The organism is Streptomyces sp. NPDC090798 (genome assembly GCF_044768965.1).
Taxonomy (GTDB): domain Bacteria; phylum Actinomycetota; class Actinomycetes; order Streptomycetales; family Streptomycetaceae; genus Streptomyces.
The window spans coordinates 267,729-292,003 of record NZ_JBIVXA010000004.1 but is presented as its reverse complement, the minus strand read 5'-3'; the positions used below and the strand labels follow the sequence as shown (position 1 = coordinate 292,003).

Below are 24,275 nucleotides of genomic sequence, written 5' to 3'. Positions count from 1 at the left end.
ATACGAAAGTGATTGCTGTCGTATGGTTCAAGGGAGAGACGGATGCAGAACACGGACACTCCGCGGGTGCTGGTCCTCGGCGCCACCGGCCGCACCGGAGCGGCGGTAGTGAAGGAGCTGGAGGCGACACCGGGCCAAGTGGTCCCGGTGCGGGCTTCGCGCAGCGAGACGACCGTCGAGCAGTGGATCAAAGAGGGGAAGGAAGCGGTCCGTATCGATCTCGATGACCCCGACACCTTCCCGGACGCGCTGGAGGGCATCGACCGGGTGTTCCTGATGACCGGCTACACGTCGGCGATGAACCACCAGACCAAGACTCTGGTGGACGCCGCCGAGGATGCCGGTGTCAGCTTCCTGGTGCACCTGGGCGTGTTCGGCGACAAACGCTCCACCGACCCGCACTTCGCCTGGCACGAACTGGTGGAGCGCTACATCGCAGGCTCCAAGGTGGCCTGGGCGAATGTGCATCCGCACGTGTTCATGGAGAACCTGCTGGGCATCAACCGGCTGCGGGACGGCCGGATGGTGTGGCCGATGGGCGACAAGCAGGTCGGCTGGATCGCCGGCGACGACATCGCGGCGGTCGTGGCCAGGATCCTGGCCGACGGACCCGACATCCATACGGGCAAGGACTACTACCTGTCCGCCGATCTCCTCAACGGTGCCGAGGTGGCCGAGGTCCTCAGCGCCACCCTCGGGCAGGACATCCCCGCGCTGGTCCTGGGCCCGGACGATCTGCAGCGGATGATCGATGCCGGGCTGGACGTCGCGCCTGCCAACATGGACGCCGCGTACGCGGCCAGCACGCTGATCTGGGCGCGACAGACCTACGAGGGCCGCATGGACTACTCCGCGGTCACCACGAGCACGGTCCAGGACCTGCTCGGCCGAGAGCCCGTCCACCTCGGCTCATGGGCCGCCGCGCACCGGCAGGAACTGCTCGGCCAACTCTCCTGACCGGTCGGGTCATAGGCGCACGATGACCAGGGCCGTGTCGTCGGTGGCGCCGCCTGGTGGGTGCAGGTCGGCCAGCAGCGCGTCGGCGAGGGCCTCGGGCTCGGCTGTCCGGTGGCGGGCCAGGGAGCCGGCGAGCCGCGCGAGGCCGGTGTCGATGTCCTCTCGGCGGCGTTCGATCAGGCCGTCCGTGTACAGCACGAGGACGGAGCCCTGCGTGAAGGACGTGGTCGCCTCGAGTCGGGGGCCGTGTTCGGGGCGGGCTCCGAGTGGGGGTCGGTGGCCCGGTCCAGGAACACGACGGTGCCGTCGGTCAGAAGGGCCGGCGGTGGGTGGCCGGCGCTGCTGTAGGTGATGGTGCGGGTGCCCCAGTCGATGAACGTGTTGGCCACCGTGGTGCTTTCGGCGCGCTCAGGACTCATTCCGGCGGCCGAAGCTGTGCCGGGCACCGCGATGCCGCGTCACGTTCCACGACGGCTCGAGGAACCGGAGCCGGGTGCGGCACGACACGGCCACCCGCGGCGACGAGGTCAACTCACATGAGGGCGTCTCGTCGAATCCCCGAGCCCACGTACGAGTTGCACGCCTTCTGACGAGGCGCACGCTTCCCGACCGGGCCGAGCGAGCGTCGCTCGCGCCATACGGATGGGTTCGTCGGGGTGCGATCAGCGGCAGACTTTGGAAAGGTCCCGGCCGTGGGCCGGGACAATCCGCAGGTCCGGAACGGAGGTCGAGATGGCACGAGTTCTCTACACCGCGGAGGCGACCGTGACCGGCGGCCGCGTAAGCGGTCACGGGCGCACGCATGACGGAGTGCTGGACGTCCAGCTCCGTGTGCCGAAGGAGATGGGCGGCGACGGGGGTGGCACGAACCCCGAACAGCTCTTCGCGGTGGGTTATGCGGCCTGCTTCGAGGGCGCACTGGGCGTGGTGGGCCGTCGCGAAAAGGTCGAGACGGGCGACGCTTCGATCGAGAGCCGTGTCAGCCTCCTGCCCACCGCGGATCGTGGTTTCGCACTCGCCGTGGAGCTCCACGTGACGCTGCCGCAGATCTCGGATCCCGAGCAGGCAGTGCGGACCGTCGCGGCCGCACATCAGGTGTGTCCCTACTCGAACGCCACCCGGGGCAACATCGACGTCACCCTGACCGCCAACGGGCACTCGGTCGACCCGGGCGTCGGCGACTGAGTGGCCGACGCCCGAGCGCCGTCGGGCGGTCCGTCTCAGGCCGGGATGGCGGCGTCGACCAGGGCGGCGGCCACGGTCCGGGCCGCTGTCTCGGCGCTGGGGTCGCGGTCCAGCCAGGCGCTGATCCCGGCGCCGTCGTAGAGCAGGATCAGTTGGTGGGCGAGTGACTTCGCGTCCGTGGCGCCCGCCTGCTGCGCGAGGTCGAAGAACAGCTCGTGCAGCCAGGTGCGGTAGTCCTGCGCGGCCTGTTCGACGACACCGCCGGGCGGGGCGTCGGCACTCGCGCTGATGAACGCGCAGCCGCGGAACCCCGGCTCGGTGAACGACAGACCCTGCACCTCGAACGCGCCGACCAGCCGCTCTTTCGGAGTCTCGTAACGGGCTTCGAGTTCGCGTGCCATACGCTCGGCGGTCGCGGTGTGCCGTGCCTGGAGGTAGGCGCGGACCAGACCGTCCTTGCTGCCGAAGGCGCTGTACAGCGTTGCCTTGGCGACTCCGGCGTGCTCGATGACGCGGTCGATCCCGACCGACTGGACTCCCTCGGCGTAGAACAGCTCGTTGGCGGCGGCCAGCAGCCGCGCCCGTGCGGCCACGCTGCGTTCCCGGGGGGAGAGCACCTTCTCAGACATGGATGAACATTAGCAGACAGGTCTGTTTGTCTTCAATTGATCGCTCGCCGGCCTTGACGCGATCAGACAGGTCTGTCTAGGTTGGATTTGTTGCCAGACAGACCTGTCTGGATGACATCTTCGGAAGGCGCATCCCATGTCTGTGGAGCGCGAGGACAACCTCGACCTGAAACCCGTTACTGCCCTGGTCACCGGGGCCACGTCCGGCATAGGCCGGGCGATCGCCAAGCGGCTCGCCGCTGACGGAATGTCCGTCGTCGTGACCGGCCGCAACGCCCAGCGTGGCGCCGAGACCGTCAAAGAAATCACCGCGGACGGCGGCCACGCCCGGTTCGTCCAGGCGGACCTCGAGGACCCGGCCGGCATCGACCGGCTCGCCGCCGAGGCCGGTGAGATCGACGTCCTGGTCAACAACGCCGGGCACGCGGTCTGGGCACCGACCGAGGAGATGAAGGTGTCCGACTACGACGCGATGTTCGCCGGCAACGTCCGCGCGCCGTTCCTCCTCGTGGCGGCATTCGCGCCGGCGATGGCGGCGAAGGGATCGGGCAGCGTGATCAACATCGGCAGCATGGCCGGCAGCCTCGGCCTGGCCACCGGTGCCGCGTACGGCGCGACCAAGGCCGCGCTGGCATCCCTGACGCAAGGCTGGACGGCCGAGTACAGCGGCCGCGGCGTCCGCTTCAACACCGTTGCCCCCGGTCCCGTCTACACCCGGCCAGAGGCTCGTGACCTGTTCGACGCCCTCGCCGAGACCACCGCGATGAAACGCGCGGCCGAGCCCGCCGAGGTCGCCGAGGTCGTCGCCTTCCTCGTCTCGCCGAAGGCCGGCTATGTCACCGGCGCGACCATCGCCGTCGACGGCGGCCGCACCGCCATCTGATCCCGCCCGCTCTTCACGCAGGGATCGGGCACCGGGGCTGATACGACGCACACATGAGAGGTCACAGCCATGAACAGGCTGGACGGCGAGGTCGCCGTCGCCACCGGCGGGGGTAGCGGTATCGGGTTTGCGGCCGCGCAACAGTTCGTGGAGGAAGGTGCGCCCGTGGCACCCTCTTCACCGCCCCGAAGGCTTTGCCTGAGAGCGGCTTCCGCGCAGGCATGGAACTGAGCGTCGACGGCGGAATGGCGCAAGTCTGAGGATGGAGTCCGTCGAACGGGGGATCTCGACCCACGGGCCGGCTCGCCGCTCTCGACCTGGCCCGCCGCGGTGCCCACCTCGGCGTCGTCGCCCGCGGCCGACCGAAGGCCGATGCCCTGCGGCAGGAGATCGAACAGGTGGCGCCGGGGACGCCGATCGATGTCTTCCAGGCCGATCTGTCCCTGCGGGCCGAGTGCCGTCGGGCGGGCGACGAGATCGCTGCGCACTGTCCACGGATCGACGTACTGACCAACAACGCGGGCCTGCATGCCTTCTCCCAGCGGGTCACCTCGGAGGGGTACGCCGAGATGACCGCCGTGAACTACCTCGCGCCGTGGGTGCTCACCGACGCCCTGCGTGACAGGCTCACGGCATCCGCACCCGCCCGGATCGTCACGGTCGCCTCCCGGGCCTCACTGCGGGCCGGCGCACCGTCGACCCGCTGAATGACCTGACCGACACGGCGGAGTTGCGCGCCTCGGGTCGAGCCCACGGTATGGCCGGTCCAAGCTGATGGACATCAGTCCACCCAGGAACTCGGCCATCGCCTCGCGGGCGCGGGCGTCGCGGTCACCTGCTGCTGTCCCGGCTTCAACGCCACCGGCCTGGGGCGTGAGCTCCCCGTCGCCGGCGCCCTGGGAAAGGTGCTCACTGCGCTGAGCATCGGCAACCCCCGGCACGGGGACGACGTCATCGTGAAGCTCGTGACCGACCCGGGGTTCGCCGACAGCGCCGGTGGCTACTTCACCGCCAAGACCGCGAAGCCCCTGCAGTGCCCTGAGATCGGGCGAGGCGAAGCGATTCAGCGTGCGCTGTGGGAGGCCACGGCCGAACTCGTCCACGACATCCGGCGGCCGCACAACGCCTGAACGGCACCGCCCGTCCCGCACGGAGGGGGTCGTCCGGGCGGCGTGCGGTGTGCGGGCGCAGGGCGCACGGTCTGAGCGCGTGAGCGCGAAGCCGACCTGCGGAAGATGTAGACACTGGCATCATTGTTGTCGTTGACATCATTGTTTCCAGTGACTACATTCAAGGTCGCAGATCCTGCGGAAACCCCGAGGGCTGTTCGTTCGAGGCGGCAGGTCGACAGTGAACCTTCCGTCTCATCACGGCCTCGGCCCACCCGGCTATCACTACGGAGATCTCTCATGCCTCTGCCGCGCCTCGGGCGGTTGCTTCGCCCCGCCGCCTTCGGCGGCATCCCCACCGGTGCACGACTGGAGCGTATGCAGGCATCTCCCCAGTACACCGACGGCAGCTTCCGCAACCCGACGGCCACCCTGACCATGGCCTCCGGCTCCGCGCTCGACTTGGCCCGGACGAACGTCCGCCGGGCCGATCGCGTCCGGCGCAGGCCGGCCGAGGCGATCCCCCTGCATCGACCGGCCCTCACGGGACCCGACGCGGCGCCGGAGTCCGGTCTGCGGCTGACCTGGATGGGGCACTCCACCGTTCTCACCGAGATCGACGGCGCACGGCTGCTGTTCGACCCGGTATGGGGCGAGCGTTGTTCACCGGTGGGCTTCGCGGGCCCCCGACGGCTGCACCCGGTCCCGCTGCCTCTTGAGGACCTCGGCCCCGTGGACGTGGTGGTGATCTCGCACGACCACTACGACCATCTGGACATGCCCACCATCCGCGCCCTCGCCGACACGGGCGCCCAGTTCGCGGCCCCGTTGGGCGTGGGGGCGCACCTGGAGCGCTGGGGAGTCGCACCCGGGCGGATCACGGAACTGGACTGGCACGAGTCGACACAGGTCGCAGGCCTGACACTGACCGCCACACCCGCCCGGCACTTCTGCGGACGAGCGCTGCACCGCCGCACGCTCTGGGCATCCTGGGTGGCGACCGGTCCCAGGCACCGGGTCTTCCACAGTGGGGACACGGGTTACTTTCCCGGCTTCGCCGAAATCGGGGCGGCGCACGGTCCGTTCGACGCGGCGATGATGCAGATCGGCGCCTACAGCGATTTCTGGCCCGACATTCACATGACACCGGAGGAGGGCCTCCGTGCCCACCTCGACCTGGCCGGAGGCGAGCCGCACGGCGTGCTGCTGCCGATCCACTGGGGCACCTTCAACCTCGCTCCGCATCCGTGGGAGGAGCCCGCCGAGCGCACGTACGCTGCCGCTGCTGAAGCAGGTGTTCGGGTTGCCGTGCCCATACCGGGTCAGCCTTTCGAACCTGGCGGCGAACTGCCTCAAGCCCCGTGGTGGCGCACGGTGGCGGTGCCTGCGTCCGACGCGGCCTCGGCCGTCTCCAAGGTCCGCCACCCTGTGGGCGCTCACCCCGCTCCGGCCCAGCAGCAGCCGTAACTTCGAGGCGCGACTGGGCCCGGAGCATCCGTCCTAAGGGGTGTTCGGCGTCCCCGAGGGGTCGGCCACCGGCCATGAGGAATTTCCTTCGCTCAATCATTTTCTCCAGCCTTCCATCGCCTTACGTAACGTCCAAGGAGGTGGCGTGTGGGGCTGGTCTGGGGCAGCGCGTGCGGCACCTCGTGGGTGATCTCGCGCTGCTGAGCGGTGAGTTCGGCCACCGCCTGCGCCGGGTCGAGGTGAACGACGTTCGGTGCCCGCACAAGACGCGCCGGTCAGGGAGCCTCGGTAACCACGCAGGTGGCGGTCGGCTCCGTGTCTCCGCGGCCTCCACGGCAGCGGCCGACCCCGACGCGGGGCTCGACCTGACGAAGGATGAAGTTCCGTCCTCAATTACCGGGAACCGTGGTCAACATCGTCCTAGCATCTGTCAGGTGAAGATCCATGGAATATTCAACAAGGGCCTGAGACCCGCTGCGGCCACCGCGTATGTGGCGGTGGCCATGCTGCTGGTGGGGGCGGGCACCGCTCAGGCGGCTCCCGGCGACAACCCCAACAAGCTGACCACGATCACCTCGTCCTCGGAGCTGTCCAAGCTCCAGCTGGTCGAGCACCGGGTCCCGACGGCCTCTCTCGACAACCTGGCGAGCGAGATGGGCACGTCCCGCGGGGTCGACCAGGTCCTCGCCAGTGCCAACCACCCGATGCGGAACGCGGCGAACTGCCACAGCACCGAGACCGCCGCTCTACCGGTGAAACCGACCGCTGAGTCCGCGTACTGCTGGGACACCGGTGACGCGGTGACACAGGACTGGCTGCCGCAGTCGGTGACCTCCTCCGGAGACGCGGACAACGACGGCGCGTGGGGCACCAACAAGGTCATCCTGTCCGGGTGGGGACAGAACGGCACCACCACCACCGACCACATGGGCCGTATCGCCTTCATCGACGCCAACGACCCGAGCAACCTCAAGTACCGCTGGGTGCTGCCGGTCATCCCGCTCAACGGCGGCACCGACTACCGCGCGCTCAAGTCCCACATGGGCGGCATGGTCTGGTACCAGGACAAGCTGATCGTCACGTCGTGGGAGGGGGACGCCGACAACAACGTGATGTACATCTTCGACATGAAGCGCATCCTCCAGGCGACGGTCAACAGCTCCGCGGTCGGCAAGGTGAGTGGCGGATGGTCGGCGGACGGCTACCAGTACGTGATGCCGGCCATCGGCTCCTACAGCCTCGCCGGCGGGTCCTGTAGTTCGGCCAACGACGACTCCCGGCCGTGCTTCGGCTCCATCTCGCTGGACCGCAGCAGCGTGCCGGACAGCCTGGTCGCCACCGAGTGGTTCTCCTCCGGCGGCACGCAGCCGGCGCGCATTTGGCGGTACAACTTCAGCTCCGAGCCCGGCTACCTCGCCACGGACGGCAACGGTGACGTGAACGCCTCGAAGGCGTACGAGACCAACGCCGTCGGGCTGCAGGGCGTGCTGTCGCACAGCGCCACCAGCGGTGGCACACCGAACTTCTACGTCGACGACGCGCGCGGCGGTGTCGGCCAGCACGGCATCCTGTGGCGGCAGAACACCAGCGGAGCCACGGCGGCCGCCAACTGCGGGCAGGACATCATGTACGCCTGCTGGGGCCAGCACACCGAGAGCATGTCCTACTGGTGGAGTACGGGCCGGGTGTGGACGCTCACCGAATGGGCGGCCGACAGCACGGGGCACTGGACAGGAACCGACAACGCGATTCCGCAACGGGTGCTGTTCTCCGTACCGCTGTCCTCGATAGACGGCTCACTCAACTGACCGATGTGTGCCCCGGGACAGAGGTTCCCGGGGCGCACTTCCCGTCACCCTGCGGATCGCCGAGTTCATCCGCCGTGCGCGCCGTCACTCCTCCGTCGGCGGCCAGCATCCGTGCAGTCCCAGCGGTACTCGCACGGGGATCCGTACGCGCGCCACCGGGCCCGCCTCCCGTTCCTGCGCCGCGAAGACCAGCAGCAGGCTCGTCCCGTCCGTCCTGTCCGTCGCGTACGTCATCCAGTAGCCGTGATCCTCCGACGGGTCACCCGGCACCGGCGCGAACACCGGCTCCCCGAACCGACAGGTTCCCCGCATGCCACGAGCCCGCGGCGCCCTGAGTGTCGTACCAGCGCAACGCGTCGAATTCGCCCGACAGGAGTTCCGCGCCAGGGGTACGCGCTGCCGGCGCGCAGCGGCTGTGGCGGCGGCCGATCAGGGTCCCCACAGCGCTCGTCCGACCTGCTCCTCGGCGAGCGCGGCGGGCGTGCGCACGAACCGGTTGCGGTAGCGCGCTTCGCCCTGGGAGATCCACACCCCGTGCAGCATGCCGTCGCCGTCGAGCGGACAGAGGTAGGAGCCGAGGGGGCTGAAGCGCGGATTGGGGCCGTTGCGCAGGTACAGCCCGTCCAGTTCGTCCGGCAGGCGCCCCTGGACGTCCAGATCGATGACGTCGACCTCTTCGGTGACCGGGGCGAAGGAGCCCATGAGGTGCGCGACGCGGGCGGGGTCCAACGTGGTGGGTGGGTGCGAGGTCATGGTGATTCCCGGCGCGGCGGGGAGCGGGCGAACTGTCCCGTCGCTGACGGGCAGCCGGCCGTCACCCTTCCGTCAAACGCCGAGGTCTGCCGCCTGCAAACGGAATGCCGCACAGATACCGGGGGACTTTCGCAGCGGATGCGGCGGGGTTGGGGCGGTCGCAGCATGAGAAGCAGAGGCCCTCGCCTCAGCGCTCGGCCGGGGGTTTCCTCGCGCTCTCGGTTTCCGACCTGGAGGCGCCGTCCGCGGAGGTGTCCGATGGCTCAACCCGACGCGAATCGAGGACGCGGAGCGACGGGGAGCGACCAGTCTCCGCCGTCCGGCATGCCGACGTCCGGAATGCCGGCGACCGATGCGCAGGCCGATGCGCCGAGCCGCGAAGCCCCGCGTACCAACAGTGTCTTCCTCGGTTTCGCCCCTTGGATCATCTTCGACGTGGTGGCGAGCCCCAGTACGTGGAAGTACGCCGCACTCGCCGCGCTCATCGCGGCCCTCGTACTCAATGTGCCCGACCTGCGGCGCGGGAGCTTCAAGATCCTGGAGGCGGCGAGTCTGGTGTTCTTCGCCGTCATCTTCGTGCTCGGGCTCGCGGTGGACCGTCAGGACCTGATGTGGTTGGAAACCTACGCGCAGACGTTGTCCAACGGGGTGATCGCCGTCGTGGCACTCGGCTCCCTCGCCTTCACACCATTCACCGAGCAGTACGCACGCGAGACGGTGCCCCGCCGGTACTGGGACTCACCGTTGTTCCGGCGCACCAACCGGATCCTGACGGCGGTGTGGGGCGGGGTATTCCTGGTCACGGCCCTGCTGGGGCTGCTCGCACTGCACGTGAGGTCGGGGTCGGACTGGCTCAACTGGGTCATCCCGATCGCCTTGCTGGTCGCGGCGATCCGCTTCACGAAGTGGTACCCGGCACATGTCAGGGCGCAGGCGCGGGGCTGACCCGGCGGAGACCACGCTCCGCAGTTCACGTCCGTCGACCGTGACGTCTCACCGTGGTCGGTTCCTCCGGTAGCGGGGGAGAGGTAAAGCAATCGTATGGTCTAGTCCAAGACTTATCTGGTCTAGGCCAATCCATTGGCATGGACGCAACACCTACAGGAAGCTGGGGCGACTCTCCCCCACCTCCTGGAGGCACGCAGTGAGACGTCTTCGCGCATGTCTGGGCGCGGCGGCCGCCGTTGGACTCGCCGCAGCGGGCACGACCGCACTGGTCGCGGGCAGCGCTTCCGGTGCGACCTCCGCACTCAGCAACCGCTGGTACGCCGCGGCTCCCTACCTGATGCCGCTCGACAACGACCCGCCGGACCCGGCCGCCATCATGGACGCCACCGGCCTCAAGGCGTTCCAGCTCGCCTTCGTCCTCGCCCCCAACGGCGGCGGCTGCAGCCCCACATGGGGCGGAACGGCCGCGGTCTCCTCGGACACCGCCGTGCAGTCGGTCGTCAACACCATCCGTGCCAAGGGCGGCGACGTCTCCGTCTCCATCGGCGGTTACGGCGGTACCAAGCTCGGCCAGGTGTGCTCGGACGCGGCTGCCACGGCGGCGGCGTACCAGCAGGTCATCACCAAGTACGGACTGCACGCCATCGACTTCGACCTCGAAGAGCCGGAGTACGAGAACACGGCGGCCATCAAGAACGAGATCGGCGCCGCAAAGATCCTCCAGCAGAACAACCCCGGACTCTACGTCTCCGTCACCACCGCCGGCACCGCTGACGGCACCGGCTGGTTCGGCAAGCAGATGCTGCTGGAGGCCAAGTCACAGGGTTTCACCCCGAACAACTTCTCCATCATGCCGTTCGACGGCGGCTTCAACGGGGCGGCCTCGCAGACCAGCGCGCTGACCAACTTCAACCAGATCCTGCAGTCCACCTTCGGATGGGACCAGGCGACCGCCTACGCCCATGAGGGCTTCTCCGGAATGAACGGGCGCAGCGACACCGGCGAGTTCTTCTCGCAGACCGACTTCCAGACCGTGCTGGACTACGCCACCAGCCACAACATGGACCGCTTCACGTTCTGGTCCCTCAACCGCGACCGTCAGTGCACCCCGGCCGACAACGGCGGCCGGACCTCGGGCACCTGCTCCAGTGTGGCGCAGAACTCCTGGGACTTCGCCAAGTACTCGGTGAAGTTCGCCGGGGTTACGCCGCCCTCCTCGACGCCCACCCCGACGCCGACGCCCACGCCCCCGAGCACCGGGTGCAAACCGGCCTGGAGCTCGGCCGCGGTCTACACCGTCGGCAACGAGGTGTCCTACAACAACCACAACTGGAAGGCCAAGTGGTGGACTCAGAACGAGACCCCTGTCGCCTCCGAGTGGGGCGTCTGGCAGGACGAGGGCGCCTGCTGACGACCTGACCGCCTGACGACCTGACCGCCTGACGGTTTGCCGGACCGGTTCGGCGGGGCCCTTGAGGTGCCTCGCCCACCGGCGCGGGGTCCGCGTCCGGGCGCTCAGAAGGGCCGCCACCACGTGCGCCTGCCCTTCAGAGGGTCGAAAATGGGCAGAGACCCGGTCGTCGAGGACACGCGGCGCCTGCCGAGAGGAACGTCGCCATGCGCGGACAGCCGCCATCGCCGTCAGGGGCCGTTCGCGGTGCACGTACCGGCGCGGGCGGCGAGCACGCATGACGCCGGTGCCGGGCGGTGCCGCGATCCTGCGACGGTCGATTCAGGTCACCTGCTCGGCAAGCGTCGGCTTCTACGTGTTCCTCTACGGCCTTCAGCAACCCGTGGCGGCGCTGTACTCACTGTTCACACCGATCGCGCTCGGCCTGCTGTCCACCATTCCCGGGACCGGCCGGCAGCAGGCATGGATCACGTTGCGGACCCTGCCGTTCGGAGTGGTTCTCGTCGCGCTGGGCACGGCACTCGCGGTGAGTACGTGGGCCGCCGTGGCCGGCATGCTGATCGTCGGATTCCTTTTGACTTTCGCTGTGGTGGCCGGACCTCGTACGGCGGGTCCATCCCCCGGCCTCCAACTCCTCTACATCCTGGCCTGCTTCCCGCCGTACGCTCCTCAGACGCTGGGCGCCCGGCTGACGGGCGTGGCCGTGGGCGTCGTACTCCTCACCCTGTGCCAGGTGTTCGTGCTGTCCGGTCCACCTGCCACCGGCTTCCGGATCCTGCTCGCCGACGCGCTGGAGACGGCCGCCGCGGCAGCGGCCGATCCGGCCCGCGTCTCCGAGGCGAGGCTGCGTGATCTCAGTGAGGGGATGCGGCTGTCGCAGGTTCCCCCAGGTGAGCGCCCGACCGGCCCGGGGCGCCGGGACCGGGCCCTGGCACAGGCGGGAGCCGCGGTCCGCCGGGTCGTGGACCAGATGGCGTCGCGGAGAGCGACGTCCGTGCCCCCTGGCGCGGTGCCGCGCATGGATCGAACGTCCGCCGCGCTCCGCGAACGCGTCGCGCGGACCTGCGAGGACACGGGTGCGGCCCTGCGCGCCGGTGAGCGTCCACCGACGGCCGACGCGCTCGACAGGGCGATCCGCCAGTTCCAGGCGGAACGGATCCGCCGTGCGGCCGACCCGGAGGAACCGGGCGCGGACACCGCCGTCCTGCGGCGACAGGCCGCGGAACTGACTCTGGCCGAGTCGGCGTGGATCGCGGTGACCGCCCTGGGTGTCTCTGCCGCCGGGCGCAGAACCTCACCTCTCGCGCCCCACGAGCTGTTCTGGTACGCCGACCTGCCCACGACGCGACTGTGGGCGCGTCGCATCGTAGGCAACGCGACGCATCACTCGGTGTGGTTCCAGAACGCCGTACGGGTCGCGTGCGGCCTCGCCATCGCCCGTCTTGTCGCGGGCACCCTCGACCTCGCGCATGGGTTCTGGGTCCTCCTCGCGGTCCTCACGCTGGGGCGCACCACGGTCGGCGCCACCTGGCGGGCCGTGCGCCAGGCCATGGTCGGCAACCTGGTGGGGGCTGTCGCGGCAGGTGCGCTGCTCATCGCCCTCGGCCGGCATCTGGACGCCTACGCCGCCCTGCTCGTGCCCGGCATGCTCATCGCCTTCGCTCTGGGCCCACGGCTCGGAGTCGCCTACGCGCAGGGGCTGTTCACGCTGGTGGTCTCCCTCGCCTTCGCCCAGATCACCCCGACCTCCTGGCGGCTGTCGGAAGCCCGCATCGTCGATGTCGTCACCGGCAGTGTCATCGGCCTGCTGTGCGGGCTGCTGGCCTGGCCGGCGGGGGCACGGAGGGAGGTCCGCCGCACCATGGCGGGCCTGCTGCGTTCGTGCGGGACGCTGGTACCCGCCACTGTCGAAGCGCTGCTGGCCCCGTCCGTGGCCGCTCCGTCCCCGCCCGCGACGTTGCCGACCCTGCGTCGTCTGCGTCTGGCGGAGGCCGCCTATGCGCAGTACCGCAGCGAGCCACCCACCGCCTGGGAGGGCGCCGCCCAGGCCGACTGGCACGGGGTGCTCATCGTGGCGTACCACACGGTGCTCGGTGCCCAGCGGCTTCCTCGCTTCGAAGTGCCCCTGACCGAGGTGCCGCCGGACGCGCGCGCATGGTTTCGCACGACGGCCGCTGAGCTGACGACGGACGCCGACCGCATCGCCACGTACTTCACCACCAACGAACGCCCCGCGCCCGGCCGGCGTCCCCCTGGCCCACCGCTGCCGGAGCGCCACCCGGCCCTGCCCACACTCATCGATCTCGAAGTGTGGTTGACCGCCATCGACCACCAGCTCGCCCGCATCGAAGACTCCGTCGGACCCAAGGACTGAGCCCGACGGGCCTCGGTGGTCACCCCTTCGCGTGGAGGCATCCGTCCCGCAGGCCCCTCCGTGCCCTGGACGATCCGATCCGTCCCGGTCCGCGGCGCGGGCGCACTCCTCGGCAGTCCGGCGGTTCCGGGAACGGCCAACGCGGACCAGATCCGGGTGATCCGCGCGAGCGACCACGCGTCCGTCGACACGGCGGCAGACCGTCAGACGCGGTCAGCCGCGATGAGCAGGTACTGGAAGCTGCCGTTCTCGTAGGCGCTCAGGAACGTTTCCTCGATGCCGGTGACCAGGTGGTCGGCCCGCTTGCGGAGTTCCCAGTAGGGGATGGCGTCGGCGGTCAGGTCCTGGACGTGGACGGGTACGAGGCGGTTGCGGGCCATGGCGCGGAAGTAATCCGACCGTGGATGGATGTCGCAGATGTAGTGGGCGTTGATGAGAGACACCTCCCGGGAGGCCCGCCCGTAGGCGTCGTTGTAGCAGCCGGTGATCGTCACGTAGCGTCCGCCGCGGCGCAGCAGCCGTGCGTGCTCGGCGAACAGCAGGTCCAGTTCCACGTACATCGTGGACTCGTTGTTCCAGGAAGCCGCATACGCGCCGGAGAGAAGGCCGGTGTCGAGCATGTTCCGGTGGTGGTAGCGGACCTTGTCGCCGATGGCCCGTTTGCGTGCCTGGGCATTGGCGAAGTCGGCCTGTTTCCTTGAGATCGTGACGCCGTCCGTGTGGCATCCGTACCGCAGATGGGCCACCACGCTTCCGCCGCCGCGCCCGCAGCCGGCGTCGAAGACGCGGTCGGCGGGGGAGAGGGGGCCGAGACGGGAGGCGAGGAGGTCGGCCTGTGCCTGTTCCAGGCGGTGCAGTTCGGCGGTGATCCGGTCACGGCGCTCGGCAGCGTCGTCCCGGCCCCCGTCCCGGTCCTCGTCGAGTACCGACCAGTCGACGTCCCCGATGCCGTAGTGGTGGTGGTAGAGGTCGTCGATCTTTCCGAGTTCGAGGTTGACCGGGTTCTCCTCGGCGTTCCAGTAGTCCGCGACGCGGGTCTGGTACGTCGACTGGCAGGTGGCCTGGGTCGGCATCGGTGCGGCCGCGGAGCCGGCATCGGTGATGGGCAAAGGTGACTCCTTGTGGCGCGGTGGGCGACGGGCCGGGCGGCGGTGCGTCACCAGTAGTTCGGCAGGTGGTAGCGGTGGGTGTTGGTGGCGTGCCATTCGTGGTTGCCGGACACCCAGGCGGCCAGGCTCCTGGCGTAGCGCTCGACGAGAGGCGAGGTGGCGGACAGGGCCGCCGCCTCCTCCTCGAACGCCTCCATGACCTGGTTGTGGATCTCGACGGCCTTCAGATAGGCGGCCTTCAGCCCGCACCGTTCGTTCGCGGCGATGACCTGAGGCAGATTGAGATGGCTGGGATCGTTGGCCAGTTCCTTGGTGAAGGAGTACAGGTCATTGACGATCGTGGTGGCGTTGCCTGCGAGCGCGGTGATCCGCTGGATCTCGTGCCGGACGTAGAGGGCCTCGGGCAGCTCGTAGCCGTCCACGGCGTCGACGATCGACAGGCAGGGGCGGAAATTGTTGAACTGCCGCATCATCAGGTACTCCCAGACCGGGGGCACATACCGGATCTCGGCCCAGGCGGCCTCACCGAGATAGCCCAGATGCAGCCGGGCGAGATCGTGCACCAGCCGGTCGGTCTGGCTGGGAGTGGCGAAGACGGCGTAGTCCTTGAGGGCCCCGTGGTACGAGCGCAGCGGCCCGTCGGCCTGTACACCGCGCCGCCACCGCGCTTCCAGTTCGGGAGTGGAGTGGAAGGGGTCGAGCGCGGACTGGGCCCTGATCAGCCTGCCGCCGAGTCCGCGCGACGAGCCGCCTTTGTCCTCGTCCTCCTCGCAGTAGCAGTTGTCGACGAGATTCTCGGCCAGCAGCAACTTGCCTGCCGCGGTGAGGCGTTCGAGGTCGGCCGCGCCCGGATGCTGGAGTACGACGGCCCGGCCGAACTGGAACCCCGCGAAGTCCCCCGTCCACGCCTTGGGGAACGCGTCGAGCCGACGGACCCAGGCCTCCAGTCTGCGGTCGACCTCCGCTGCCTTCCCCGGGTCCGCGGGGGCGGCGGGCCGGTAGCGCAGCCCGGGGATCGCCCCGCTCCGCCGGGCTGGCGTGACGGGGACGAGGCGGGGCGGCCCGGGCAGTCGCGGCGGCGATCCGGAAGCGGAGGGTGTGCTCATTCCGCGGTCCGTCCGACCTGGACGTTCTCCAGGATCCCCGCGGCGTCGGGTACGAGGATGGCCATCGCGTAGTAGGCGGTGACCAGGTAGCTCATGATCGCGGTGCTGTCGATGCCCATGAACCGCACGTTCAGGCCGGGCTCGTACTCCTCCGGAATGCCGGTCTGGTGCAGGCCTACGACCCCTTGGTCCTTCTCTCCCGTGCGCAGCGCGAGGATGCTGCTGGTGTGTTGGGGGCTGATCGGGATCTTGCTGCACGGAAAGAGCGGAACGCCGCGCCACGCGGGTACTTCGTGGCCCTCGAGGTTCACGGTGCCGGGCACCAGCCCGCGCCGGTTGCACTGCCGGAAGAAGGCCGCTATCGCCTTCGGGTGGGCCAGGAACAGTCGGGTCTTGCGGCGCATCGACAACAGTTCGTCGAGGTCGTCGGGCGTGGGGGGACCGGAGAAGGTGCTGACGCGCTGGCCGTAGTCGACGTTGTGCAGCAGCCCGAACTCGCGGTTGTTGACCAGCTCCCACTCCTGGCGCTCGCGGATCTCCTCGATGGTCAGGCGCAGTTGCTGTTCGGTCTGGTTCATCGGATGGTTGTAGAGGTCGGCGACCCGGGTGTGGACGCGCAGGACGGTCTGGGTCAGGGACAGCTCGTATTCGCGCGGGGCGAGGTCGTAGTCGACGAAGCCGCCGGCGAGGATGGGTTCGCCCACGTGCCCGGCCTGCACGGGTACGTCGGCCTCGCCCTTGCGGTTCATGGGCTTGCTCTGCTGCTGCGCGAAGGTGTCCAGCTGGGCGGCGAGCGACGGGGTGCGCTCCACGAACGCCATGAGCGTGTCCCAGTTGAGCGCCAGCACGACACCCGGAGTCTCGGCCCGCACCGAGCCGAACCACAGCGGGTCGGCCTGGCCGATGGCCTCGTCTCCCATCCCGTCGCCGTCCGTGATGACCCCGGTGACCTCCTGTTCGCCGTACTTGCCGGTGGTGTAGCGGGTGAACCGGCCGTGGACGACGAGGTATGCCTCGGTGACGGGCTGCCCGGCGTCGAAGAGGACCTGGCCCGTACGCACCTCACGCACCCTGAACCGTGAGGAGATCTCCTGCAGGGCCGCGGTGTCGGCGTAGCCGCGCAGGGCGGGCAGCTCGGTCAGCGTCTCGGGGATGACCCTGATGTCGTCCGCGCCGTTCTGCTCGAACTGCACCCGGCCCCGGCCGACGCGGAGTTGGAGTCGCCGGTTCACCCGGTAGGTGCCGCCCTTGACGTCCACCCAAGGCAGCATCTTGATCAGCCATCGCGAGGTGATGGCCTGCATCTGAGGTTCGGACTTGGTGGTGGTGGCCAGCTGACGTGCCGCGTGGGTGCTGAGACTGGTGGACCGTTGTCCGTCGTCGGTGGGCCCGGCGGCGCTTTCTGGGGAGCTTTCCGGGACTGTCACATGTCCTCCCGATACGTGAGCGGGCGTGGGCGGATACGCACGAACATCAGCGAACAAGGCGGGGCGTCGACGCCGTGCGCCTCGGGCGAGGGCTCCTAGTGCCGCGGACGGCGCCTGACCTGAACCCGCGTCAAAGGGCCGCCTCGGTGACGTGTCAGAAACCGTGCGGTGTGGGTTCACGGAGGCGGTGGAGGTCGAAGACGGATTCCGGGGAGGTGGACGCCAGGACAGCAATCGCGTGACGGTCCGGGCAGTTGGGCAGCGCGCGCCCCATGTCAAGCGAAACAGTCACCAGTGGCGGTCGGAACCGCGTGAACGGGGCGCATTCGTGCCCTCGAAGTGGGCATTCAACGCGCGAGGCAGACCGGCCATGAGGGCGCGCTCTCACGCCGGTCGCCGGGTCCCCGTGCCACCGGCGCGAGGGCGTACGAGCGTCTCAGCTGCGCGTTCCTCACCGGGCCTCGCCTCCAACCGGGCTTCAGCCCCAAGGCCATGGAGCAAGGTCACGACATCTCGATCAGGTGGCCCCGCTGGAGTGGTCAAAACGGCGTCGGGCTACCATCTGAGCGCCACCTAGCTCGAAAGATGAATCTGTGACTGTCAATGACGACTCGCTCACCAACTGGAACAACCGCGAGGAGATCGCGGAGTCGATGATCCCGATCATCGGGAAGCTGCACCGGGAGCGGGACGTCACGGTCCTGCTGCACAGCCGTTCCCTGGTGAACAAGTCAGTGGTGAGCATCCTCAAGACCCACCGGTTCGCCCGGCAGATCGCCGGCGAGGAACTCTCGGTCATCCAGACGCTGCCGTTCCTGCAGGCGCTCACCACGCTCGATCTCGGCCCGTCGCAGATCGACATCGGCATGCTCGCCGCGACCTACAAGTCCGACGACCGTGGTCTGTCGGTGGCGGAGTTCACCGCCGAGGCCGTGGCCGGCGCCACGGGCGTCAACAAGATCGAGCGCCAGGAGCCGCGCGACGTCGTCCTCTACGGGTTCGGCCGCATCGGCCGCCTCGTCGCCCGCCTTCTCATCGAGAAGGCCGGCTCCGGCAACGGGCTGCGGCTGCGTGCCGTCGTCGTCCGCAAGGGTGCCGGCCAGGACATCGTCAAGCGCGCCTCGCTGCTGCGGCGCGACTCCATTCACGGCCAGTTCCGGGGCACGATCACCGTCGACGAGGCGAACAGCAAGATCGTCGCCAACGGCAACGAGATCAAGGTGATCTACTCCGACGACCCGCTGTCGGTGGACTACACGGCGTACGGCATCAAGGACGCCATCCTCATCGACAACACCGGCAGGTGGCGTGACCGCGAGGGCCTGTCCCAGCACCTTCGCCCCGGCATCGCCAAGGTCGTCCTGACCGCACCGGGCAAGGGCGACGTCCCCAACATCGTCCACGGCGTCAACCACGACACGATCAAGCCGGACGAGCAGATCATGTCCTGCGCCTCCTGCACCACCAACGCGATCGTCCCGCCGCTGAAGGCGATGGCGGACGAGTACGGCGTTCTGCGCGGCCATGTGGAGACCGTCCACTCGTTCACCAACGACCAGAACCTGCTGGACAATTACCACAGCTCCGACCGCCGGGGCCGCTCCGCGCCGCTCAACATGGTCATCACCGAGACCGGCGCCGCCTCCGCCGTCGCCAAGGCGCTGCCCGACCTCAAGGCCCCGATCACCGGCAGCTCGATCCGTGTCCCGGTGCCGGACGTCTCGATCGCGATCCTCAGCCTGCGGCTCGGGCGCGAGACCACCCGCGAGGAGGTCCTCGACCACCTCCGCGAGGTGTCGCTGACCTCGCCGCTCAAGCGTCAGATCGACTTCACCACCGCCCCCGACGCGGTGTCGAGCGACTTCATCGGCTCACGTCACGCCTCGATCGTCGACGCCGGCGCGACCAAGGTCGAAGGCGACAACGCGATCCTCTACCTCTGGTACGACAACGAGTTCGGCTACTCCTGCCAGGTCGTCCGCGTCGTCCAGCACGTCTCCGGCGTGGAGTACCCGACCTACCCGGCCCCGGCGGTCTGATCGCGCCGGCCTCACCCGATCGGCATCCAGGTGCCTCCATTCCCACTGTGCCCCGGCGCTCTTCCGACCGCCGGGGCACAGTGGCACCGGGCTCGCGGCGACTGCCCGTCCGGACATCAAGGTGACCCCGGCGGAGTTGCGCCTCGCTGAGTGGGATCGCTCGCGTTACGCGGAAGGCTCCTTGCCGATGCGGTCCGGCAGGAACGGGCCAGTTCGAGATCAGCGGCCTCGTCAAAACCGGCGCCGACGAACGCGAACGCGGCACCCGCCGCGCCGGGCAGGATCCCCGCGATGAGGAAACCGTCGGTGCCGACGGTGAACGTCGCAGACGCAGAACGAGCAAGCGTGAGTCGCCTGGATCCTCCGAATTTCCGGACATGCAAGCACGCGGACGGCCGCGGTGGTACTGGACTTACGTATACATCCGCGCCGCCCGCGCGGCCGTCGCTCCGGGGGCCGTCCGGAGCGACGGGATCAGCGGTCTGCGGTCGGGCAGGCGGCCGTACGGCTCAGTGGAGGCTGCTGACGAGGCCCCGGTGGAACGGGGTGAGTTCGTCGACGCGTCCGGCGAGGACCTTCTGCAGCCACTCGGGGTCCCCGAGCAGGGCCCGGCCGACCGCCACGAGGTCGAACTCGTCGCGCTCCATGCGGTCGAGCAGCTCGCCGATGTCCGTGACCGTGGCCTGCTCGCCCTGGAACACCTGGAGGAACTCGTTGCTGAGGCCCACCGAGCCGACGCTGATGGCGGGTTTGCCGGAGAGCTTCTTCGCCCAGCCCGCAAGATTGAGGTCGGACCCCTCGAACGCGGGGAGGTGAAACCGCCGGGTGGAGCAGTGGAAGGCGTCGGCGCCCGCGTCGGCCAAGAGGCCGAGCATGGTCTGCAGTTCCTGCGGCGTCTCGGCGATCCGTGCTTGGTAGTGGTTCATCTTCCACTGGGAGAACCGGAAGGAGATCGGGAAGTCGTCGGAGACGCTCGCCCGGCAGGCGACCACGATCTGGGCGGCGAAACGGGTGCGGCCGACGATGTCGCCACCGTAGGCGTCGGTGCGCCGGTTGGTGTGCCCCCAGAGGAACTGGTCGATGAGATAGCCGTGGCCGCCGTGGATCTCGACGCCGTCGAAGCCCAGCGCCTCGGCGGACGCCGCGGCCGTGGCGTAGGCGGCGACCACGTTGTCGATGTCCGCCTGGGTCATCTCCTTGCCCGACTTCGTGCCGTCCAGGGCGATGCCCGAGGGACCGATCTGCGGGGCGTCGGGGACCGGCGGATTGCCTGAGGTGCGGTCCATGCCGACGTGCCACAGCTGCGGCATGATCCGGCCGCCCGCCTGATGGACGGCCTCGGCCACGGCCGACCAGCCGGCGAGCGCCTCGTCGCCGTAGAAGTGGGGGACGCGGGCGCTGTTGCCCGCCGAGTCGTGGCCGACGTAGGTGCCCTCGGTGATGATCAGACCGACCCCGGCGGCCGCCCGTCGGGCGTAGTACCGCGCCACGTCGTCGACCGGCACGCCGCCGGGGGAGAACTCGCGCGTCATCGGCGCCATCACGACGCGGTTGGGCAGCGTGAGGCCTCCCAGGGAGAACGGACGGACCAGGATGTCCCTGACACGTTCGACGGAATTCGTGGGCATCGGTGTTCGCCTTCGACAGGGGCCGACCGCACGGGACGGGGGATCCGGACCGTGCGGCCGGCAGCTTGGGTGGATGCGGGGACCGGTGGCGGCGCGGGGCCGCGCTCAGTCCCCCGGAGGGGTGCGGGCGGAGTCCTTCCCGGCGTCGGCCCCGACGGTCGGCGTCCCGGCGGCCGCCGGGATCGGGGCCGGCGCCGCACGGACGAACCACGCCGTGCCGAATGCGATCGCGGACAAGACGGCCGCGCCGGCCAGGACGCCGTGCAGACCGCTGCTGACGGCTTCCCGGACCGCGTCGCGCATGGCGGTCGGCATGTCCTTCAGCAGCGCCGGGGTCAGTCCGCCGCCCGCGGTCAGCCGCTCGTGCTCGGCGGAGCCGAGCCGCTCGGTCAGTACCTCGCTCATGCGGCTGCTCTGCAGGCCGCCGAGCAGGGCGACCCCGAGGGAGCCGCCGATGGTGCGCACCAGGGTGACCGTACCCGTGGCCGCGCCCATGTCCCGCGGGTCCGCGTTGTTCATGGTGGCCAGCAGGGTGCTCTGGATCAGGGCGCCGACTCCCACCCCGATGACCAGGGTGAGCGCGGAGGCCGCGGCGAGTGGGGTGTCCGTGCCGAGCAGGAGGAGCAGCAGCGCCCCGGCGAACGTGACGGCGCCGCCGGTGAGCGGCACGACGCGGTCCAGACCGCCGCCGTCCATCAGCCGCCCGGTGGTCAGCTGCGCCGTCAGCATGCCGAGCATCAGTGGCAGGATGAGCAGGCCGCTGGCCGTGGACGAGGAGCCCTGGACGAACTGCATGTACTGCGGGAGGTAGTTGACGACGGAGAAGAGGACGGTGCCGACCAGGAAGCTGAGGATCTGGGCGAGGGTGAAGTCCCGACGGGCGAAGAGCCGGGGCGGCGTGACCGGTTCGGCGGCGCGCAGTTCCACACACACGAACCAGGCCAGGGCCAGCACGACGACCACGGCGAGTCCGGCGATCTGCCAGGACGCCCAGGCGTAGGTGATGCCAGCCCAGCCGGCCAGCAGGGTGAGGGCCAGAATGCCGGTGGTGAGCAGGGCCGTGCCGAGCCAGTCGATCCGCCCGGTGACGCGGCCGGCGGGCAGCCGTACGCCCTTGGCGACCGCCAGCAGCGCGACGAGGCCGACAGGCACGTTGACATAGAAGGCCCAGCGCCAACTCATGGAGTCGGTGATGAACCCGCCGAGCAGGGGGCCTCCGACGAACGCGACCGGCATCATGACGCCCACCATCGACTGGATGCGGCCGCGGTCCTGCGCGGGCACCACCACGCCGATGACCGAGAGCGCGCCGACCATCAGACCGCCCGCGCCGAGGCCCTGGAGGCCGCGGAACGCGATGAGCTGCTCCATGCTCTGCGCCATGCCGCAGAGCACCGTCCCGACCAGGAAGAGCGCCACGGAGTTCATGCAGGCGCCCTTGCGGCCGTACAGGTCCCCGAGCTTGCCCCAGACGGGAGTGGACGCGGCCATGGTGAGCAGGTACGCCGTCACCGCCCACGAGAAGTGGTCGAGGCCGCCGAGGTCGCCCACGATCGTGGGGAGCGCTGTACTGACGAGCTGTCCGTCGAGCGTCGCCAGGAACATGCTGAGCATCAGTCCGAAGACGCCCAGCCGGGGCAGACCAGGCCGGTCGGGCGCGGGAGTGGCGGTAGGGCGGTCGTTCATCGCTGCCCCCAGGGCACGAGCGGAGGGATGTCAGACGGCATACGGGCGCACGCGCCTGGCCTCGCGCAGGGCCTGCCCCCACCAGGTGAGCTGGTCGAGCATGGCCTTGGCCGCAACGTCGCACCCGGGGTCGGTCGGCCTGCCGTCGGCACCGAAGACCTCGCCGTAGTTGTGGAAGCTGACGGTGTTGCGGATCGTGACCGCGTGCAGCTCCGCCAGCACGACACGGAGCTGTTCGACGGCACGCAGGCCGCCCGCGAGTCCGCCGTAGGAGACGAAGCCGACCGGCTTGGCGTGCCACTGCTCGTTGTGCCAGTCGACGGCGTTCTTCAGCGGCGCGGGGAAGCTGTGGTTGTACTCGGGCGTGACGATCACGAAGGCGTCGGCCCGGGCCAGCCGCGGCGACACCGCGCCCAGCTGGGTCACAACCTCGTCGCTGGGGGCCTGCCCGAACGCCGGGAAGACGGTGGGCAGAGGCGTCTCGACGAGGTCGATCAGGTCGACCTCCATGTCCTCGCGCTGGGCGATGTGTCTGACGATCCAGTCCGCGACGACCGGACCGAACCGTCCGTCCCGGGTGCTGCCGATGATCACCGCGGTCCGGAGGGTGTCGTCAGTCACGTCTGCCATGGAGGACTCCTCGATAGTGCGTACGCCGTATCGTTCGCGTACAACGTACACAGCAAGGTGTACGCCGTCTACTCCTGGTACGTTGTACACAGCACCGTTCGTCGGAAGGAACCGAAGCGATGGCCGCCCAGGAGAGACAAGCAGCGAGCGAGGACAAGGACCGCGTCTGCGTGTGGGAACGCCTCGAACGGCCGACGCCCGCCCCCCGCACCACCCTCACCCCCCTGCGGATCGCCAAGGCCGCCGTCGCCGTCGCCGACGCGGAGGGACTCGACGCGGTCACCATGCGTCGCCTGGCCACCGAACTCGGCGTCGCCCCCATGGCCGCGTACCGCTACGTCACCGGCAAGGACGAGCTCCTCGAGCTGATGGTCGACTTCGTATACGCGGAGCTGGAGCTGCCCGACGGCACGGAGGGCTGGCGCGCGACCATGCGGTCCGTCGCCCTGCGGACAAGGGAGGTCCTGCTGCGGCACGCGTGGGTGACGCGGGCGACGTGGTGCGCGCCGACCCCGAACCAGCTGGCCGTGCCCGAGGCCGTCCTGGCCGCGCTCGACGGCCTCGGGCTCGACGCGGACACCGCCATGGCGGTCTACAACACCCTCACCGCCTATGTGCACGGCGCAGTGGACTCGGAGGTCACGCTGACGCAGATGCTGCGCGTCCGCGGCTGGTCCACCCGCGAGGAGGCCCGCGCGGGACTGGCCTCGCAAATGGCCTGGCTCATGAGCACCGGCCGTTTCCCGATGTACGCGCGCTACATCGGCGAGGCCCGGCGCAAGGACGATCAGCAGTGGCAGTTCGAGGCCGGTCTGGACTCCGTCCTCGACGGCATCGCGGCGCGCCTGTCGATCTGAGGACATCGCCAGGACAGGTCGGTGTAGAAAACCGTAGGCCCGCTACAGAGAAATTACATGTAGCGGGCCTACGCCCTTCCGTTCGCGAATTCGAGAAACAGGTTCGCCTCGCTCGAAGCGGCAGGCGTGACGCGTGCTCATGTCGTGAGACCGAGTTCGCGTTGGGCGCCCAGGGAGGCAGGGCCGGCTACACCCTCATCTGGCGAAGAGCCGCTCTAGCCGCGACTACACCCCAGTCCCTTGGGAGTAGGTCATCTGTCGAGGGATCC

20 protein-coding genes and 2 pseudogenes are annotated in these 24,275 nt (G+C 69.4%); 12 read left to right on the top strand and 10 right to left on the bottom strand.

From position 1 onward, the window contains the following. Nucleotides 1-42 precede the first annotated feature (42 nt). Nucleotides 43-957 carry an NmrA family NAD(P)-binding protein gene (locus tag ACIQTP_RS11485; RefSeq protein WP_403398694.1) on the top strand — a complete coding sequence of 305 codons (915 nt, stop codon included), beginning with the start codon at nucleotides 43-45 and terminating at the stop codon, nucleotides 955-957. 9 nt (nucleotides 958-966) lie between these two features. Here the strand turns inward: ACIQTP_RS11485 and ACIQTP_RS11480 are convergent. Next, nucleotides 967-1,376 (bottom strand): annotated as a pseudogene (locus ACIQTP_RS11480) (PP2C family protein-serine/threonine phosphatase). 313 nt (nucleotides 1,377-1,689) lie between these two features. On the opposite strand from ACIQTP_RS11480, the gene ACIQTP_RS11475 reads away from it, so the two are divergent. Beyond that, nucleotides 1,690-2,142, top strand: coding sequence for an organic hydroperoxide resistance protein (locus tag ACIQTP_RS11475; protein ID WP_403398692.1), 453 nt, complete (start codon nucleotides 1,690-1,692; stop codon nucleotides 2,140-2,142). Between the two features lie 35 nt (nucleotides 2,143-2,177). Here the strand turns inward: ACIQTP_RS11475 and ACIQTP_RS11470 are convergent, their stop codons facing one another. Then, nucleotides 2,178-2,771, bottom strand: coding sequence for a TetR/AcrR family transcriptional regulator (locus ACIQTP_RS11470; RefSeq protein WP_403398690.1), 594 nt, complete (start codon nucleotides 2,769-2,771; stop codon nucleotides 2,178-2,180). A gap of 136 nt (nucleotides 2,772-2,907) precedes the next feature. Between ACIQTP_RS11470 and ACIQTP_RS11465 the strand changes: the two genes are divergently transcribed. The 5 genes and pseudogenes from ACIQTP_RS11465 to ACIQTP_RS11445 all read left to right on the top strand — a co-directional run bounded on the left by ACIQTP_RS11465 (nucleotide 2,908) and on the right by ACIQTP_RS11445 (nucleotide 8,038). Further along, nucleotides 2,908-3,654 (top strand): SDR family NAD(P)-dependent oxidoreductase, encoded by a 747-nt coding sequence (locus ACIQTP_RS11465; RefSeq protein WP_403398687.1) that lies wholly within the window; start codon nucleotides 2,908-2,910, stop codon nucleotides 3,652-3,654. A gap of 290 nt (nucleotides 3,655-3,944) precedes the next feature. Further along, nucleotides 3,945-4,361 (top strand): annotated as a pseudogene (locus ACIQTP_RS11460) (SDR family NAD(P)-dependent oxidoreductase); the annotation flags it as partial. 198 nt (nucleotides 4,362-4,559) lie between these two features. Beyond that, nucleotides 4,560-4,784 carry a hypothetical protein gene (locus ACIQTP_RS11455; protein ID WP_403398685.1) on the top strand — a complete coding sequence of 75 codons (225 nt, stop codon included), beginning with the start codon at nucleotides 4,560-4,562 and terminating at the stop codon, nucleotides 4,782-4,784. A gap of 279 nt (nucleotides 4,785-5,063) precedes the next feature. Then, nucleotides 5,064-6,230, top strand: coding sequence for an MBL fold metallo-hydrolase (locus ACIQTP_RS11450; RefSeq protein ID WP_403398683.1), 1,167 nt, complete (start codon nucleotides 5,064-5,066; stop codon nucleotides 6,228-6,230). Between the two features lie 434 nt (nucleotides 6,231-6,664). After that, the gene (locus tag ACIQTP_RS11445; protein WP_403398681.1) at nucleotides 6,665-8,038 is read left to right on the top strand and encodes a hypothetical protein; all 1,374 of its coding nucleotides are present in this window, start codon (nucleotides 6,665-6,667) and stop codon (nucleotides 8,036-8,038) included. Nucleotides 8,039-8,122: 84 nt separating this feature from the next. On the opposite strand, the gene ACIQTP_RS11440 is transcribed toward ACIQTP_RS11445, so the two are convergent. Together ACIQTP_RS11440 and ACIQTP_RS11435 are read right to left on the bottom strand one after the other, a co-directional pair. Beyond that, the gene (locus ACIQTP_RS11440) at nucleotides 8,123-8,350 is read right to left on the bottom strand and encodes a carotenoid oxygenase family protein (protein WP_403398679.1); all 228 of its coding nucleotides are present in this window, start codon (nucleotides 8,348-8,350) and stop codon (nucleotides 8,123-8,125) included. Nucleotides 8,351-8,467: 117 nt separating this feature from the next. Next, nucleotides 8,468-8,791 (bottom strand): carotenoid oxygenase family protein, encoded by a 324-nt coding sequence (locus ACIQTP_RS11435; protein WP_403398676.1) that lies wholly within the window; start codon nucleotides 8,789-8,791, stop codon nucleotides 8,468-8,470. A gap of 324 nt (nucleotides 8,792-9,115) precedes the next feature. On the opposite strand from ACIQTP_RS11435, the gene ACIQTP_RS11430 reads away from it, so the two are divergent. The 3 genes from ACIQTP_RS11430 (at nucleotide 9,116) to ACIQTP_RS11420 (ending at nucleotide 13,524) form a co-directional block, all read left to right on the top strand. Continuing rightward, nucleotides 9,116-9,736 (top strand): hypothetical protein, encoded by a 621-nt coding sequence (locus ACIQTP_RS11430; RefSeq protein WP_403398673.1) that lies wholly within the window; start codon nucleotides 9,116-9,118, stop codon nucleotides 9,734-9,736. A 199-nt stretch (nucleotides 9,737-9,935) separates the two neighbouring features. Continuing rightward, complete coding sequence (locus tag ACIQTP_RS11425; RefSeq protein ID WP_403398671.1) at nucleotides 9,936-11,150, top strand: carbohydrate-binding protein; 1,215 nt, start codon at nucleotides 9,936-9,938, stop codon at nucleotides 11,148-11,150. A 277-nt stretch (nucleotides 11,151-11,427) separates the two neighbouring features. After that, complete coding sequence (locus ACIQTP_RS11420) at nucleotides 11,428-13,524, top strand: FUSC family protein (RefSeq protein WP_403398669.1); 2,097 nt, start codon at nucleotides 11,428-11,430, stop codon at nucleotides 13,522-13,524. 203 nt (nucleotides 13,525-13,727) lie between these two features. On the opposite strand, the gene ACIQTP_RS11415 is transcribed toward ACIQTP_RS11420, so the two are convergent. The 3 genes from ACIQTP_RS11415 to ACIQTP_RS11405 all read right to left on the bottom strand — a co-directional run bounded on the left by ACIQTP_RS11415 (nucleotide 13,728) and on the right by ACIQTP_RS11405 (nucleotide 17,166). Then, entirely contained in the window at nucleotides 13,728-14,597 is an 870-nt protein-coding gene (locus tag ACIQTP_RS11415; protein ID WP_403399098.1) for a geranyl diphosphate 2-C-methyltransferase, read from the bottom strand. An 83-nt stretch (nucleotides 14,598-14,680) separates the two neighbouring features. After that, complete coding sequence (locus tag ACIQTP_RS11410; protein WP_403398667.1) at nucleotides 14,681-15,739, bottom strand: family 2 encapsulin nanocompartment cargo protein terpene cyclase; 1,059 nt, start codon at nucleotides 15,737-15,739, stop codon at nucleotides 14,681-14,683. Further along, the gene (locus tag ACIQTP_RS11405; protein ID WP_403398665.1) at nucleotides 15,736-17,166 is read right to left on the bottom strand and encodes a family 2B encapsulin nanocompartment shell protein; all 1,431 of its coding nucleotides are present in this window, start codon (nucleotides 17,164-17,166) and stop codon (nucleotides 15,736-15,738) included. The genes ACIQTP_RS11410 and ACIQTP_RS11405 overlap by 4 nt, the downstream gene beginning before the upstream one ends. A 593-nt stretch (nucleotides 17,167-17,759) precedes the next feature. Between ACIQTP_RS11405 and ACIQTP_RS11400 the strand changes: the two genes are divergently transcribed. Next, nucleotides 17,760-19,205 carry a glyceraldehyde-3-phosphate dehydrogenase gene (locus ACIQTP_RS11400; RefSeq protein WP_402050381.1) on the top strand — a complete coding sequence of 482 codons (1,446 nt, stop codon included), beginning with the start codon at nucleotides 17,760-17,762 and terminating at the stop codon, nucleotides 19,203-19,205. 509 nt (nucleotides 19,206-19,714) lie between these two features. Here the strand turns inward: ACIQTP_RS11400 and ACIQTP_RS11395 are convergent. From ACIQTP_RS11395 to ACIQTP_RS11385, 3 genes are all read right to left on the bottom strand, one after another. After that, entirely contained in the window at nucleotides 19,715-20,833 is a 1,119-nt protein-coding gene (locus ACIQTP_RS11395; RefSeq protein ID WP_403398663.1) for an NADH:flavin oxidoreductase, read from the bottom strand. A 105-nt stretch (nucleotides 20,834-20,938) separates the two neighbouring features. Continuing rightward, nucleotides 20,939-22,519, bottom strand: coding sequence for an MDR family MFS transporter (locus ACIQTP_RS11390; RefSeq protein ID WP_403398662.1), 1,581 nt, complete (start codon nucleotides 22,517-22,519; stop codon nucleotides 20,939-20,941). Between the two features lie 30 nt (nucleotides 22,520-22,549). After that, nucleotides 22,550-23,149: an NADPH-dependent FMN reductase gene (locus ACIQTP_RS11385; RefSeq protein ID WP_403398660.1), complete on the bottom strand. Its 600-nt coding sequence runs from the start codon at nucleotides 23,147-23,149 to the stop codon at nucleotides 22,550-22,552. A gap of 119 nt (nucleotides 23,150-23,268) precedes the next feature. Between ACIQTP_RS11385 and ACIQTP_RS11380 the strand changes: the two genes are divergently transcribed. Beyond that, a complete protein-coding gene (locus ACIQTP_RS11380) occupies nucleotides 23,269-24,006 on the top strand; it encodes a TetR/AcrR family transcriptional regulator (protein ID WP_403398657.1) in 738 nt (245 codons plus the stop codon). Nucleotides 24,007-24,275 lie beyond the last annotated feature (269 nt).

What these genes read in the sequence shown, in the direction of transcription:
- ACIQTP_RS11485 (WP_403398694.1), top strand. Translation starts at nt 43, where the DNA reads ATGCAGAACACGGACACTCCGCGGGTGCTGGTCCTCGGCGCCACCGGC.
- ACIQTP_RS11475 (WP_403398692.1), top strand. Translation starts at nt 1,690, where the DNA reads ATGGCACGAGTTCTCTACACCGCGGAGGCGACCGTGACCGGCGGCCGC.
- ACIQTP_RS11470 (WP_403398690.1), bottom strand. Translation starts at nt 2,771, where the DNA reads ATGTCTGAGAAGGTGCTCTCCCCCCGGGAACGCAGCGTGGCCGCACGG.
- ACIQTP_RS11465 (WP_403398687.1), top strand. Translation starts at nt 2,908, where the DNA reads ATGTCTGTGGAGCGCGAGGACAACCTCGACCTGAAACCCGTTACTGCC.
- ACIQTP_RS11450 (WP_403398683.1), top strand. Translation starts at nt 5,064, where the DNA reads ATGCCTCTGCCGCGCCTCGGGCGGTTGCTTCGCCCCGCCGCCTTCGGC.
- ACIQTP_RS11440 (WP_403398679.1), bottom strand. Translation starts at nt 8,350, where the DNA reads ATGCGGGGAACCTGTCGGTTCGGGGAGCCGGTGTTCGCGCCGGTGCCG.
- ACIQTP_RS11435 (WP_403398676.1), bottom strand. Translation starts at nt 8,791, where the DNA reads ATGACCTCGCACCCACCCACCACGTTGGACCCCGCCCGCGTCGCGCAC.
- ACIQTP_RS11430 (WP_403398673.1), top strand. Translation starts at nt 9,116, where the DNA reads ATGCCGACGTCCGGAATGCCGGCGACCGATGCGCAGGCCGATGCGCCG.
- ACIQTP_RS11420 (WP_403398669.1), top strand. Translation starts at nt 11,428, where the DNA reads ATGACGCCGGTGCCGGGCGGTGCCGCGATCCTGCGACGGTCGATTCAG.
- ACIQTP_RS11415 (WP_403399098.1), bottom strand. Translation starts at nt 14,597, where the DNA reads ATGCCGACCCAGGCCACCTGCCAGTCGACGTACCAGACCCGCGTCGCG.
- ACIQTP_RS11410 (WP_403398667.1), bottom strand. Translation starts at nt 15,739, where the DNA reads ATGAGCACACCCTCCGCTTCCGGATCGCCGCCGCGACTGCCCGGGCCG.
- ACIQTP_RS11395 (WP_403398663.1), bottom strand. Translation starts at nt 20,833, where the DNA reads ATGCCCACGAATTCCGTCGAACGTGTCAGGGACATCCTGGTCCGTCCG.
- ACIQTP_RS11390 (WP_403398662.1), bottom strand. Translation starts at nt 22,519, where the DNA reads ATGAACGACCGCCCTACCGCCACTCCCGCGCCCGACCGGCCTGGTCTG.
- ACIQTP_RS11385 (WP_403398660.1), bottom strand. Translation starts at nt 23,149, where the DNA reads ATGGCAGACGTGACTGACGACACCCTCCGGACCGCGGTGATCATCGGC.
- ACIQTP_RS11380 (WP_403398657.1), top strand. Translation starts at nt 23,269, where the DNA reads ATGGCCGCCCAGGAGAGACAAGCAGCGAGCGAGGACAAGGACCGCGTC.